Genomic DNA, 14,199 nt, shown 5'->3' on the forward strand with positions numbered 1-14,199 from the left:
AGACCTATATGTAAAAAAGTGCCTGTCTTAGTTTTAATTTAAGGTACATAAAAATCAGTGCTTAAATACAGGCACTGATTTTATTTAAGCCCCTGTGTCTTATATAACAGATTAGACTATCACGCTATTTTTGATTAAAGCCTTTTTTGTCAGCCTCATCTATAAGAGCCTTGTATTTGCCATAGCCCTTTGCTTCCATATCATCATAGGCAATAAAGCGCAGAGCATTTGAGTTGATGCAGTAGCGCAGCTGTCTTTTACCGTCAATGACAGGACCGTCATCAAAGACATGACCAAGATGGGAGTTAGCCACACGCGATCTGACCTCAACCCTTACCATATTGTGTGAATAATCCATATTCTCCTTGATCACACTGTCGCTGATTGGTTTTATAAAGGCAGGCCAGCCGCAGCCAGAGTCATATTTATCAGCCGAGATAAATAAAGGCTCGCCGCTTATAACATCAACATAGATGCCTTTGTCAAAGTGCTTGTCATACTCACCTGAATAGGCCATTTCTGTGCCGGCCTCAAGAGTTACATGACGCTGCTCATCTGTAAGTGAGGCAATAGCCTCTTCTATATTCTTTATGGCATAGTCATCAGCATCAACCACATCCTCATTTTTCAGATCCTCAAGGCTGTCAAAGGAGATATGGCAGTAGCCATCCTTGTTCTTTTTAAGATAATCCTGATGGTAATCCTCAGCTACATAGAAGTTTTCAAGCGGTTTGACCTCAGTCACTATAGGCTTTTTATATTTGCTCTGCTCTTTCATGATAACAGGCAAAATGACATCAAGATCCTTTTTATCCTTAAAGTAGATACCGGTGCGGTACTGATTGCCAATATCATTGCCCTGTCTGTCAAGCACTGTAGGATCTATGATTTTAAAATACTGCACAATAAGAGTTTTTAAATCCACAGCCTTTGGGTCATAGACCACCTTTACAGTCTCGGCGAAGCCTGTATTTTGTGATATTACCTGTTTGTAGGTTGGATTTTGTGTATGTCCGTTGGCATAGCCTGATATGGTATCCACCACACCGTCAATACGTGAAAAATACTCCTCAACTCCCCAGAAGCATCCGCCTGCCAGATATATTTCCTTGTGAACACTGAGCATAGAAAAAGTCCTTTTACTGCTCTGATTGGCCATAGCAGTGTTTAATGAAAAAATGGATAGAAATAGTACTAATAAAGATAAAAAACGCATAAATACCCCACAGTAAGTCTCGTATCACTAAACTCTAAACTATTTTGGCTGTGCTTTAAAATAATGTGAAAAATTTAATTACAAAAAGCATGGCAGGATGGTCGGTCCTGCCATATTTTAAGAGTTAATAAAATGATTTACGTAAAATGGTTTAATAGGAGCTTTTAGTGCGCCACTTACGATTTATCTTCTCCACGGTGCCATCTGCCATCATGCGATCAAGCTCCTGATTGATAATATCCTTGTAGGCAAAATTCTGATTAAAGACCATGGCCATACGCCCTGCATCAAGATTAAAGGCATCAGTAAGCAGTGTCAGCTCAATTGATGGCACTGTATCTACAAAATATGACAGGGCATATCTGTCAGCCACGAGCACATCGCACTGATCGTTATAGACCATAAAAAAGCCTTTGGTCAGCTGTGGAATTTCTATAATCTGACTTTCCTTTAGCACACTTGTCACATAGTCATAGGCATCTGATCTGCTCACTACAGCCACTCTTTTGCCCTTAAGGCTGCTAAAACAGGTTATCTCATTGTCATTAGAGCGTTTTACAATACCAAGGGCTGATTGTGAGTAGACTCTTGAGAAGGAGAAAATCTTTTCTCTTTCATAGGTTGCGGCTACACCACCTATGGAAATATCTGATTTACCGCTTTGCAGAAAATAAAGCGCCAGATCCTGCGGTACAGGAATAATTCTGTTGTTCTCAAGCTCAAAACCCAGGCGTTTTTGCAGTTCTAAAAGAATATCAATATCTATGCCCTCTGGGCTTTGCCAGTTATCATTGATAAAGGAGAAAGGAGCCATCTGTGCTGCGCAGAAGACCCTGAAGGTCACCCCATGCAAAGACTCTGAGCCTATGGCTTTTGAGGTTGATAAAAGGCATACAGCAATGCCAAGGATAAAGCGTAAATATAGGCGTCGCATAATTCACACTCCTGTAGAAAAAATCATCATAGCTATAGTGATTATGGTGTAAATAAAAGCTAAAACCTATAGGAAAAATCCAATAAATTTGATCTTGCAAACACTTTTAACCCGGTTTTGTAAAATTTTACTCCATCCTACCTTAATTATACTTTACTTTTGATTAACATTTTTATCATATGTATGATTTTATCTACGGTAAAAGCTCAATTGTACATAAAATTTTAAACTATAAATTTTTAAATTTTCTTATACATAAACATAGCTTTATATAGCTTATATCAGCCATTTAGATACACATTAAGTATTTTTTGCGCAAAGTGCTAATGGCTCTTGTGTAGCTACAAGAAAAGCTTACAGGAATTTATATGATATATAAGAAGTTTTTTTTCATTTTCTCTTTTTTATATGCCCTATGGCCCAGCCTGCCTAAATTTGAGCTGTACCTAATAACTTTTGTATACAAAATTTAAGTTTTTAAAAGAGTGATTTGATACAATATGCGCATCAACGGAGTGAGATATGAGTATTACATTAAAAACAGAAAGTGAAATAGAAAAAATGCGTGTTGCAGGAGCTCTTGCAGCCGAGGTTTTAAAGATAATTGAGCCTTATGTGGTAGCCGGTGTCACCACACAGGAGCTTGATGATATCTGTCTTGATCATATACAGAACAAACAGCATGCTATTTCCGCCTGTCTTGGCTATCATGGTTATCCAAAGTGCACCTGTATCTCAGTCAATGAGGTGGTCTGTCACGGCATTCCATCAACCAAGAAATTACGTAAAGGCGATATTGTCAATATAGACGTTACAGTTATCAAAGACGGCTTTTACGGCGACACCTCAAAAATGTTCATAGTAGGCGGCGAGACCGCTCCTAGAAATAAAAAGCTGTGCGAGGTTACACAGCAGTGTCTGTATGAGGCCATAAAGATTATAAGACCTGGAATCAATCTTACAGAGGTGGGTCGCGTCATTGAAAGCATAGCCGATAAAAACGGTTTTTCTGTAGTACGCGATTACTGCGGACACGGTCTTGGCCGCAACTTCCATGAAGAGCCACAGGTTCTGCACTATAGAAACAATGCTTCTCTTATTTTGCAAGAAGGCATGACCTTTACTATTGAGCCTATGATCAATGCCGGTACCTACAAGTGCAAGGTTTCAAAAAAGGATGGCTGGACTGCAACCACAGCTGACAAACAGCCTTCAGCTCAGTATGAGCACTCTCTTGTCCTTATTAAAGACGGTGTCGAAATTCTCACCTGGCGCGAGGAAGAGAGTATTGAGCGCATCATAAGGCACTAAACAGGCTCTTTTATCCATGTACGAAATTATAACCGTTCCTCGTCTTGAGATAAGCCTTGACATTGAAGACAGGTATTTTGATACCCCTTTTGTCAATGTCAGCATCGAAGATGGCAGGAAAAGCATCAGTGCCTATCGTGACTTTTTATGTCAGGCCTTTGCCGAAGGTTATAATATTCAATCCCTGCTCTTTAGCTACTCTGATTTTATAGATGATCTTTTAAGTAAAATCTACTCTCACTTCAACCTTGACACCTACACTGATATTGCTCTTTTAGCTGTAGGAGGTTTTGGCAGGCGCGAGCTGTTTTTAATGTCAGATATAGACATTTTAGTTGTAAGTGCAGAAGAGATAACTGATGAGACATGCAAGGACAGAATTGAAAACTTTATCTCCTTTTTGTGGGATTTAAAGCTTGATTTAGGCTCTGCTGTACGCTCTGTTGCACAGACTGTTGAAAATTCACGCCTTGATATAACAGTTAAGACCAATTTACTTGAAACCCACTTTATAGCAGGCTCTGAGCATATCTACAATGAGCTTTTAAATGCCCTGGAGCAGGATAACTTCTGGGATACAAGAAAGTTTTTAAAGGGCAAGCTCAATGAACAGGTGGCCCGCCATCACAGCTATAAAGATACAGGCTACAATCTTGAGCCTGATATAAAAAACAATCCTGGCTGTCTGCGCGATATTCAGGTCATGCAGTGGATTGCAAACTTCCACTTTAAGGCCAAGACCATAGATGACATGCTCAATCTTGGTTTTTTAAACCGCTCTGAGTTTGATGAGCTTGTGGTGTGTCGCAACTTTCTGTGGCATATACGCTATGCTCTGCATGTAGCTACGCAAAGACATGGTGACAGACTTACCTTGGACAGGCAGATTGCTGTAGCCTCACTGCTTGGCTATGGCGATGATGGCAACAGACCTGTTGAAAAGCTCATGCGCTCTTTTTACCGCACTGTAAGACGTATACGTGAGCTCAACTCCATGGCGTTGCAGCTTGAGACTGTGCGCATTACAGGTCATCTTGGCGATGATGACGAGCCTGAGTACCTAAACAGCTATTTTCTGCGCCGTGGCCCTTTGATTGATATTGCCGATCCTGATATCTTCATGCAGGATCCGCAGAAGATGCTTGAGGTTTTTTATGAAATCTCCAAGCATGACAATATATTAGGTCTGCATGTAAACTGCCTGCGTCAGCTGCGTGAGGCCAGACGCCGTCTGCCTATATATCTTTTTGAAATTCCAGAGTGCCGCGCCACACTAAAAAAGATCTTAAATGAGCGCAATGCCCTTAACACCACACTGCCTTTAATGCATGATCACCGCATACTATCTGCCTATATGCCACAGTGGGAGAGAATTGAAGGTCAGTCACAGTTTGATATGTTCCATATGTATTCAGTAGATGAACATACCATACGTGTGCTTAAAAACATCTGCGATTTAAATGAAAGCGACAATTCCATCTTTGCTTTATTTAAAAATGTCTACAATCAGATTGCAGATGTGGAAATTCTAAATGTGGCGGCCTTTTTACATGATATAGCAAAAGGCACCGGTGGCCATCACGCAGTTGAAGGTGCCAAAGAGGCTCTGTATTTTTGTCAGCTGCACGGCTATACACAGTATCAGACACAGTTCATATCATTTTTAGTGCTAAAACATCTTTTAATGTCATCTACAGCACAAAGACGTGATATCAACGATCCAAACATAGTCAACAGCTTTGCCCGCGAGGTTGAGGATGAGGATCATCTCAACTGTCTGTACTGCCTGACCGTGGCCGACATCACAGCCACCAATGACAGAGAATGGACCTCATGGAAAGACTCCATCTTCCGTCAGCTGTACTTTGCCACCCGTCAGGTGCTACGCCAGGGCTTTGAAAACCCACGCGACATGTCACTGCATGTCAAAGAAAATCAGCAGATTGCCCTGCGCCATCTGCCCAAAAACCGCATCAAGGAGATAAGCGCCCTGTGGAGCGGTTTTGAAAATACATATTTTATACACTACAGTGCCTTTGAAATTGCCTGGCATACACGCAATATTCTTGAGTTTAACAATAAGGACAAACCCCTTATTCTGTTTGCACAGCATGCAGATATTGGCACTGAGGTTCTTATTATCAGCAATAATAAGATTTTTAATTTTGCAAGTATAGTGCTGGCTATGGCTTACAGAAAGCTTAATGTACAGAGTGCACAAATAATGCGCAAAAATGATAACTTTACTCTGTGCACCATAAAGTTTCAGACACAGCATGGTGGTCTGTATGAAAGTGACAGACTACACCTTTTACGCAATTCCCTATACGATTCTTTGCATAATCAGCCTAAATATGATGTATTATTTGCTCATGTAAAGTCACCCTTTAAAGTACCAACCGTGATTACATTTTTGCCCACAAAGAGTGCAAAAAACACCTGCCTTGAGATCTCAACTCTTGACACTCATGGACTATTGGCTAAGATCGGCATGGTATTTAACAGGTGTAACTGTCAGATTGTAACTGCCAGGATTACCACTACAGGAGAACGCGCTGACGATTTCTTCTCCATTACCACAGATGAAGGGTTACCATTAAGTCAGCCTTTACAGGATAAATTACAAAAAGAACTGTATAAAGTTTTAGAACTAAATAATACATAAAAGGAGACATTATGTCTGAAGCAAAGTTAATCTCCATTATTGAGGATGCATTTGAGAACCGTGCCTCTATTAATCCAAATAATGTTGATCCAAATGTTAAAAGTGCAATTTTAGATGTTATCTCTGGCCTTGATGACGGAACACTGCGCGTAGCTCACAAAGAGAGCAGCGACTGGATCGTAAATCAGTGGGTTAAAAAGGCTGTACTGCTTTCATTTAGAATTCAGGATAATTTTATTACACAATATCCAGGTGGTGCCTATTTTGACAAGGTACCTTTAAAGTTTGACGGCTATACACAAGAGCGTTTTGCCAAAGAGCAGATCCGTGTCTGCCCTGGCGCCGTCGTAAGACGCGGCAGCCACATCGAGCCAAATGCTGTGCTTATGCCTTCATTTGTAAATATAGGTGCCCGCGTAGGCTCAGCCACCATGGTTGATACCTGGGCTACCGTAGGTTCATGTGCTCAGATCGGAAAAAATGTTCACCTCTCTGGCGGTGTCGGCATTGGCGGTGTTCTCGAGCCTGTACAGGCCGGTCCTACCATTATTGAAGACAATTGCTTTATTGGTGCCAGATCTGAAGTTGTTGAAGGTGTGATTGTAGGTGAGGGCTCTGTAATTTCCATGGGCGTATTCATCGGCAAATCTACACGTATTTATGATAGAGAAACAGGTGAGATCATGTATGGTCGCGTACCGCCTCACTCTGTTGTTGTTTCAGGTTCACTGCCTTCAAAAGATGGCAAGTGTTCACTTTATGCTGCTATTATCGTTAAGAAGGTTGACGAGAAGACATTATCCAAAGTAGGTATTAATGAGCTTCTGCGCCAGGCTGAAGACGATAAAGCCTAATTATCTCAGGAGAGTTTTGTGGAAGATACAAATCAAAATATACCAACTAGAGAAGATCCTTTTGATAAAATCAAAAAGGAAAAAGATCTGGCATTAAAACAGGCCCGAGAGGATGCCGTGCGCCGTGAAAAAATGATCATGGCCAAAAGACGCGTGCACTTCTTTGTGTCCTCGCTTATTCTGACTATAGTCCTTACTGTAGCAATTGCACTCTACCCAAATGGCATAACAGCAACCTTTTGCGGTATTTTAGTGTGTATATTCTTCTGTATAGGCGTAAGCTATCAGAAAACCATCAATACTGCACTACTCATTGCCCTTGCAGTGGCTGCAGTAGTTGGTACCTTTTATTTTCTGCTTAACTCTTAATACAAAGGGGCCATATGGCCCCTCCTGTCAATCCTACTGAGTTTTCCCTGCCAGCTATTGTCCATATACAGCATCAGAACATTAATCTTTATCCATGTAGTGCATGGCGTCAAGATCAACAAGCTCGGTACGACCCTTTTTGCTCTGTGTTTTATCCTCTCTTGCAGGTGCGACAAGACCATCATCTGCCACATCTGAATACTCAAGTAGCAGTGACTCATCAGGCAGCTCCTCTCTATCATAACTGGCATTTAACAGAAGATCTGTCTGCATAATAGAGGCCATACCAAGCATCAGATCGGCTCTCCAGCTCTCAATTTTGCCCTTATCACAAAGATCCTGCGTATACTCAGACAGTGCAGTCTGATAATCCTGCCAGAGTGTATTGAGATCAAAGAGCCTGCGCCCATCACTTTGTGAAACTGCAGCAATGGCGGCACTTGAGTTTTTAAACTCATGTATATAGCTCTCGTATGAGCGCTGTGCCTCAAAGGAGCAGATATCATTATCACGTGTTGAAATACACTCGCGCATTAAAAAATAATCACCAAAGCCATAGACCTTAAGAGCAGAGAGCAGCGTCAGCCCTAAAGGCAGCTCTAATGCATCCTTGTCAGTACCATCGGTATTAAAGGATGATTTTTCCCAGGCCTCAATAAAAGTTTCATACTTTTTGGTCATCTCATAATACAAAGGTGTCTTCAAACCTCTGTCACGCAGTGAGCTTTTTATAGTCTTAAGACAGTCGGCGCCACCTAGGAAAAACTGATCTTCACGGGCTCCTTCAAAGTAGGAACATTTTTTCTCAAGCGTATCATCAGATGTCAGCCTGCCGGCACTTCCCTGAATAAATGCATATTCAGGCTTGAGCTCAAGCCCATGAGGCATACCTGCAAAATGCCACAGACGCAGCAGCATCTTTCTGTACATAAGAGGCTTTAAAGCCAAAGCCTGCTTAACCTGAGGTAGCTGCGCACTAAACTGCCTGTAAAATTCATTCCAGTGCTTAAGAGCCCTGTCTATTTTTTTAATGGTATTAAGTGAGGATCCTACACGTCGCATCAGTACAGATTTGTACTTTAAGCTCTCCATTTCATAACGGTTGTCTATTTCATAAATGAGCGTGGTAGGATCTTGTTTGTAGGATAAAATATCATAAAAGCTCTTTGGATATTCCTTAAGCCCATGAGAGTGCAACAGAGCATATTCAAGTAAATACCAGTCACTCTCATCAACTGAGATTTTTTCTGTAAAACTCTGTCCTGTATAATCACTTACAGCTTCATTCCACAGTCTTTTATAGCGCATGTATGAACCTTTTTCATCATGCATGAGTTTATAGATAAAAGACAAAGGTACCCTGCCTACACTGCTATAGTAGTCATCAAGCTCAGCTTTACATTTATCTGTAAGTGTAAAGATATTGCTAAGAGCCGATGTCTCCTTGCTGCAAAGATGCTTTAGGCGCACAGGATCATCATGTATAAAACCGCGTACCGGCCATAATATGGCAGATAGCAGTGACTCCTGACAGTTAAAACCATTGGTGGTACATAAGGCTGTACACTCAGAGGCTACAGATCTAAGTGACAGATCTGCACCTAACATGCTTACATTTATACGCTCATCAAGCCCAAGAAACTGTGCATCTTCCGCTTTAAATTCTATGGAAAGATCAGGACTGTCAGGCAGAGCAATCAGGGTGTAAGGGTCAATCTGAAATTCAAGTGAGTTACCGGCAGCCTCGGCATAGGCAGTAGAGGAGGTGCCTCCGGTGCTGATTTTGGCCTCGATTATAGTATAGTTGGTAATTTCCTTAGGCAGAACCAGAGTAAATCTGTATTTTAAACTCTGATTTTTTGAACACAGCACAACCTGCAGCTGTGCATTAGAGCTAATATCAACAAAGGCCGAGATCTCAGATGATCCGTCACCATAATCAAGCCTTCCTGTCTGCCACATTCCTGCTGCATGGGCAAGAGCCGTGCTAAAAAGTAAAGCACAAAACACTATATAGCGCATATATTAACGTCAAGTATTATCCTATTTGTATATAGTAATATATTTAATAACTAAAAACTTATCTATATGCAATTTTATTCTTATAAGGGTCTTTTTTCTAAGTCATTTGTGTTTGAGTGCAATTTATATCAAAGTCTGCCCTTTTACAAAGCAAAATACTGCCGACCAATAAGAAAACGCCCACATAAGTGAGCGTTTTCAAAGTGGTTATTGGTTAACCGCCAAAGTTGTCGAAGAGGATGTTGTCATCTTCAACGCCTAATGAATGAAGCATGTCAACACATGACTTGGTCATCATTGGAGGACCACACATGTAGAATTCACAATCCTCTGGAGCCTTATGGTTCTTGAGGTAGTTCTCATAAAGAACATTGTGAATAAAGCCAGTGGCACCAGTCCAGTTATCCTCTGGCAGAGGCTCTGACAGAGCAAGATGCCATGTGAAGTTTGGATGCTCTTTAGCCAGCTGATCAAACTCGTCAACATAGAAGGCTTCTTTTAAGGAACGTGCACCATACCAGAAAGAAATACGACGCTTTGAATTGAGTCTCTTTAACTGATCGAAAATGTGTGAACGCATTGGAGCCATACCGGCACCACCACCAATGAATACCATCTCGTTCTCAGTCTCACGGGCAAAGAACTCACCAAATGGACCTGAAATGGTTACCTTATCACCTGGTTTTAAATTCCAGATGTAAGATGACATGATGCCAGGTGGAATTTCCTTGAGCTGACGCAGAGGAGGTGTGGCGATACGCACGTTAAGCATAATCAGACCCTTCTCCTCAGGGTAGTTGGCCATAGAGTAGGCACGGATTGTTGGGGTGTCAACCTTTGATACTATATCAAACAGACCAAAGTGCTCCCAGTCAGCACGATACTGCTCAGGGATATCAAAATCCTTATAGGCAACAGTATGTGGCTCGGCCTCGATCTGAATGTAACCACCGGCGCGGAATGGAACTTCCTCACCCTCAGGTACACGCAGTCTTAACTCTTTAATAAAGGTAGCTACGTTGTCATTTGACTCAACTGTACACTCCCACTTCTTAACACCAAATACTTCGGCTGGAAGCTCGATCTCGCAGTCAGACTTTACAGTTACCTGACAGGCAAGACGCCAGCCTTCACGGATCTGACGCTTGGTGAAGTGTGAGTACTCAATTGGTAATACGTCGCCACCGCCCTTGGTGACCTTAACCTTACACTGACCGCAGGCACCACGTCCACCGCAGGCTGATGAAACGAATACGCCCTTGTTGGACAGATCGTTTAAAAGCTTGTCGCCGGCTGGACATGTCATAGCCAGGGAAGGATCGCCATTTACACCGATAGTGATATCGCCTGACTGCACCAGAAATTTCTTAGCAACTAAAATTAAAGCTACTAATACTGCAACCAGAGTTACGAACATTATCACGCCGGAGATAATTGTAGTCATGTTTCCTCCCTCTTAGAGCTGAATGCCAGAGAAGGACAAGAAGCCAATGGCCATTAGTCCTGTAGTGACAAAAGTGATGCCCAGACCACGGATACCGGCAGGAGCATTTGAGTACTTGAGCTTCTCACGGATGGCTGCCAACAGAACGATAGCCAGTGCCCATGAAATACCTGAACCCAGACCATATACTACAGATTCTGCGAAATTGTACTCACGCTGTACCATGAATGATACACCGGCGAAGATAACGCAGTTTACAGTAATAAGTGGTAAGAAAATACCAAGAGCACTGTAGAGTGATGGTACAAACTTATCCAGGAACATCTCAAGGATCTGTACTAATGCGGCAATAACACCGATATAGGTAATAAAGCTTAAGAATGACAGGTCAAGACCCTGCACAATTGCATCAGGCTTTAATACATATGTATTGATGATGTTATTTACAGGAACAGCCAGAACCTGAACCATAACAACGGCCATACCAAGACCTGCAGATGTGGTAACCTTCTTTGACACAGCAAGGAAAGTACACATACCCAGGAAGAAGGCAAGAGCCATGTTTTCAATAAAAATACTCTTTACAAAAAGAGATAAGTAATGCTCAACCATTAGTCCTCCTTGTGAGTTTCATACTCAGGAGCCTCGCACAGATCCTTACGATAGGACTTAACAGCCCAGATTAAAAGACCTACGAGGAAGAAGCCGCAAGGTGGCATAACGAGCAGACCGCAAGGTACATACCAGCCGCCATTGTTTACAGTCTCAAAGAGGGTAATACCAAACCATGAGCCTGAACCGAAGATCTCGCGGATACTTGCAATAACACACAGCACCAGCATATAGCCAAGACCGTTACCAATACCATCAAAGAATGAAGGAATTGGTGGATACTTAAGAGCAAAGCCCTCAGTACGGCCCATAACAATACAGTTGGTGATGATCAGACCTACGTAAACTGACAGCTGCTTTGACAGATCATAGGCAAAAGCCTTTAAAACCTGGTCAACCAGAATTACCAGAGAGGCAATAATGGTCATCTGAGCAATAATACGTACTGAACCTGGGATATAGTTACGTGTGCATGATACTGCAAGGTTTGCCAGTGCAGTAACAGCGATAACTGATATACCCATAACAAAGGCGGTGTTCATTGATGAGGTAACAGCCAGAGTAGAGCAGATACCTAGAACCTGAATCATTACCGGGTTATTGGCAATGAGAGGATCAACCAGCGCCTCTTTCCATGTTGGGGCTTTTACATCAGACATTATTTAGCCTCCACTTTTACTGTCTTTGCTTGAACTGCAGGCTTTGCAGCTGTAGGAGCACTCTCCTCTGCAGCAAGAACCTTAGGGCTCAGGTCAACCTGACCCTGACGTAATTTGTCAAGGAATGGTCTGTAGGCAACGCTCATCCAGTAGCGGACGGCATTCTCAACACCGCGGGCGGTAAGAGTAGCACCTGATAGGGTATCTACGTCATAGTCCTTGCCCTCGCCTGAGTGATCTGGGGTCTTGGTGATTTTGAAACCAAAGGTATTATCTTCACGCATCAGCTTCTTGCCAACCCAGATTGACTGCCAGCGTGGGTTGTCAATCTCACCGCCAAGACCTGGGGTCTCACCGTGGCTGTAGAAGGTAACGGCTTCAATGGTATTGCCATCGGCGGCAACAGCAATGTAACCATAGGCTGTTGACCACAGGGCCTGACCATAGAATGGAAGAATAATACGAACAACCTGACCTTCATCATCTCTTGAGAAGTAGACAGGCATGAGCTTTGATCTGCTGCGGATACCGGCAAAGTCAACGTCTGCAGGAATTGAGTCAGAGAACTCTGGCTGCTTTGCTAAAGAAGCAAAGTTGTAGCTGTCAGCCTCTGCCTTTCTATCAGCAAGGAAGTCACCGGTTGCAACATCTAAAAGATGAGCATCAATGTGCTTTTCATAGGTTTTTGCGACAGTGCTCTGAACTTCAAAGCCTGATACACGCAAAATACTGATCTGGCGATCGTTGATAATAGCTGCCTTCTTGAATGGATCAAGTGCTACTACAGCAGTAGATACTAATACTGAGCAGACAAGACAGAAAGTAATAATAACAACGAATGTTCCAAATACGGAGTCTTTATTAAGCTTTGGCACGAGCAAGTCTCCTCTTGATGTTGCGTTGTGTTGCTAGGTAATCAAACAGTGGTGCAAAGCAGTTTGCAAACAGGATTGCCAGCATCATACCCTCTGGGTATGCAGGGTTTACAACGCGGATGAGCACTACCATGACACCGATCAGGATACCAAAGGCCCACTTACCGCTGTTGGTAAAGGAGCTTGATACTGGATCTGTAGCCATGAAAATCATACCGAAGGCGAAACCGCCTAATACGATGTGCCATATGATTGTCATTGAAAACATATTGTTGGTTTCAGAACCGATGGCATTGAACATTGATGAGCACAGGAAGGCACCAATTACTACACCGGCCATGATACGCCATGAGGCAATACCAGTTGCAACGATGATAAGGCCACCAACCAGGATCATAAGTGTTGAAACCTCACCCATGGAACCTGGAATGTTACCTAAGAAGGCATCCATCCATGAGATCTTCTCGCCGGCAAAGTTTACAAGTGCGCTCTCGCCACCTTCTGACCACTGTGCCAGAGGAGTGGCACCGGAAAAGCCATCTACTGGAACCCAGCAGTTGGTACCTGAAATATTGGCAGGATAGGAGAAGAATAAGAATGCACGGCCAGCTAAGGCAGGGTTCATGAAGTTACGTCCGGTACCACCGAAAATTTCCTTGGCAATAACTACACCAAAGGAAATACCTAAGGCAGCCTGCCACAGAGGAATTGTTGGAGGCAGAATCAGAGCAAAGAGGATAGATGTTACGAAGAAACCCTCGTTAACCTCGTGGCCTCTGACCAGACAGAACAGAACTTCCCAGAAAGCACCAACTGCAAACACAACCAGATATACAGGCAGGAAGTATACTGCACCGATAATCATCTTGGAGCAGATACCGGCATCAGTACCTAATGATGCGCCTAACATCTGAATGATGGCATAGTGGTAGTTCTCAGAAACCAGAGCATATGATGCTGAAGCAATCTCGGCGCCATTTGGCATGGAGGCAATTGCCATAACTGTCTGAGCACCAACGTTGTACCAGCCATAGAACATGGCAGGGAACACGGCAAACCAGACAATAATCATAATACGCTTTAAGTCAATGAAATCACGTACGTGAGTCTGACCCTTAGTTACTGTACCTGGGGTATAAAGTAAGGTGAAAGTAGCTTCATAAAGAGGGTAGAACTTCTCAAGCACACCACCCTTTTCAAACATAGGTGCTACTTTTTTCATCATATCAAGGAGCACG

At 42.7% G+C, this 14,199-nt stretch carries 12 protein-coding genes; 4 read left to right on the forward strand and 8 right to left on the reverse strand.

What is annotated here, in order from left to right; translation table 11 throughout:
- Positions 1-124 precede the first annotated feature (124 nt).
- Together msrA and DRZ93_RS10145 are read right to left on the reverse strand one after the other, a co-directional pair.
- Positions 125-1,126, reverse strand: coding sequence for a peptide-methionine (S)-S-oxide reductase MsrA (gene msrA / locus DRZ93_RS14035; protein WP_113746522.1), 1,002 nt, complete (start codon positions 1,124-1,126; stop codon positions 125-127).
- Between the two features lie 241 nt (positions 1,127-1,367).
- Positions 1,368-2,150, reverse strand: a complete 783-nt coding sequence (locus DRZ93_RS10145; protein WP_113743741.1) for a substrate-binding periplasmic protein — start codon at positions 2,148-2,150, stop codon at positions 1,368-1,370.
- A 522-nt stretch (positions 2,151-2,672) separates the two neighbouring features.
- On the opposite strand from DRZ93_RS10145, the gene map reads away from it, so the two are divergent.
- Genes map through DRZ93_RS10165 form a run of 4 tightly spaced genes read left to right on the forward strand, consistent with a single transcriptional unit; the run spans position 2,673 to position 7,349 of the window.
- Entirely contained in the window at positions 2,673-3,461 is a 789-nt protein-coding gene (gene map / locus DRZ93_RS10150; RefSeq protein WP_113746523.1) for a type I methionyl aminopeptidase, read from the forward strand.
- A 16-nt stretch (positions 3,462-3,477) separates the two neighbouring features.
- Positions 3,478-6,126: a [protein-PII] uridylyltransferase gene (gene glnD, locus DRZ93_RS10155; RefSeq protein ID WP_113746524.1), complete on the forward strand. Its 2,649-nt coding sequence runs from the start codon at positions 3,478-3,480 to the stop codon at positions 6,124-6,126.
- A gap of 11 nt (positions 6,127-6,137) precedes the next feature.
- Positions 6,138-6,980 carry a 2,3,4,5-tetrahydropyridine-2,6-dicarboxylate N-succinyltransferase gene (gene dapD, locus DRZ93_RS10160; protein WP_113743738.1) on the forward strand — a complete coding sequence of 281 codons (843 nt, stop codon included), beginning with the start codon at positions 6,138-6,140 and terminating at the stop codon, positions 6,978-6,980.
- 18 nt (positions 6,981-6,998) lie between these two features.
- A complete protein-coding gene (locus DRZ93_RS10165; RefSeq protein ID WP_113743737.1) occupies positions 6,999-7,349 on the forward strand; it encodes a hypothetical protein in 351 nt (116 codons plus the stop codon).
- An 81-nt stretch (positions 7,350-7,430) separates the two neighbouring features.
- On the opposite strand, the gene DRZ93_RS10170 is transcribed toward DRZ93_RS10165, so the two are convergent.
- The 6 genes from DRZ93_RS10170 to DRZ93_RS10195 all read right to left on the reverse strand — a co-directional run bounded on the left by DRZ93_RS10170 (position 7,431) and on the right by DRZ93_RS10195 (position 14,183).
- Complete coding sequence (locus tag DRZ93_RS10170; RefSeq protein ID WP_113746525.1) at positions 7,431-9,371, reverse strand: hypothetical protein; 1,941 nt, start codon at positions 9,369-9,371, stop codon at positions 7,431-7,433.
- A gap of 214 nt (positions 9,372-9,585) precedes the next feature.
- Positions 9,586-10,815 (reverse strand): NADH:ubiquinone reductase (Na(+)-transporting) subunit F, encoded by a 1,230-nt coding sequence (gene nqrF, locus DRZ93_RS10175; RefSeq protein WP_113743735.1) that lies wholly within the window; start codon positions 10,813-10,815, stop codon positions 9,586-9,588.
- A 12-nt stretch (positions 10,816-10,827) separates the two neighbouring features.
- Positions 10,828-11,427, reverse strand: coding sequence for an NADH:ubiquinone reductase (Na(+)-transporting) subunit E (nqrE, locus tag DRZ93_RS10180; protein WP_113743734.1), 600 nt, complete (start codon positions 11,425-11,427; stop codon positions 10,828-10,830).
- The gene (locus DRZ93_RS10185; RefSeq protein WP_113743733.1) at positions 11,427-12,086 is read right to left on the reverse strand and encodes an NADH:ubiquinone reductase (Na(+)-transporting) subunit D; all 660 of its coding nucleotides are present in this window, start codon (positions 12,084-12,086) and stop codon (positions 11,427-11,429) included. The genes nqrE and DRZ93_RS10185 overlap by 1 nt, the downstream gene beginning before the upstream one ends.
- Positions 12,086-12,961, reverse strand: coding sequence for a Na(+)-translocating NADH-quinone reductase subunit C (locus tag DRZ93_RS10190; protein WP_172458184.1), 876 nt, complete (start codon positions 12,959-12,961; stop codon positions 12,086-12,088). The genes DRZ93_RS10185 and DRZ93_RS10190 overlap by 1 nt, the downstream gene beginning before the upstream one ends.
- Complete coding sequence (locus tag DRZ93_RS10195; protein WP_113743731.1) at positions 12,948-14,183, reverse strand: NADH:ubiquinone reductase (Na(+)-transporting) subunit B; 1,236 nt, start codon at positions 14,181-14,183, stop codon at positions 12,948-12,950. The genes DRZ93_RS10190 and DRZ93_RS10195 overlap by 14 nt, the downstream gene beginning before the upstream one ends.
- Positions 14,184-14,199 lie beyond the last annotated feature (16 nt).

Origin of the sequence: Anaerobiospirillum thomasii, assembly GCF_900445255.1 — a bacterium.
In the GTDB taxonomy this organism is placed as follows: Bacteria; Pseudomonadota; Gammaproteobacteria; order Enterobacterales; family Succinivibrionaceae; genus Anaerobiospirillum_A; species Anaerobiospirillum_A thomasii.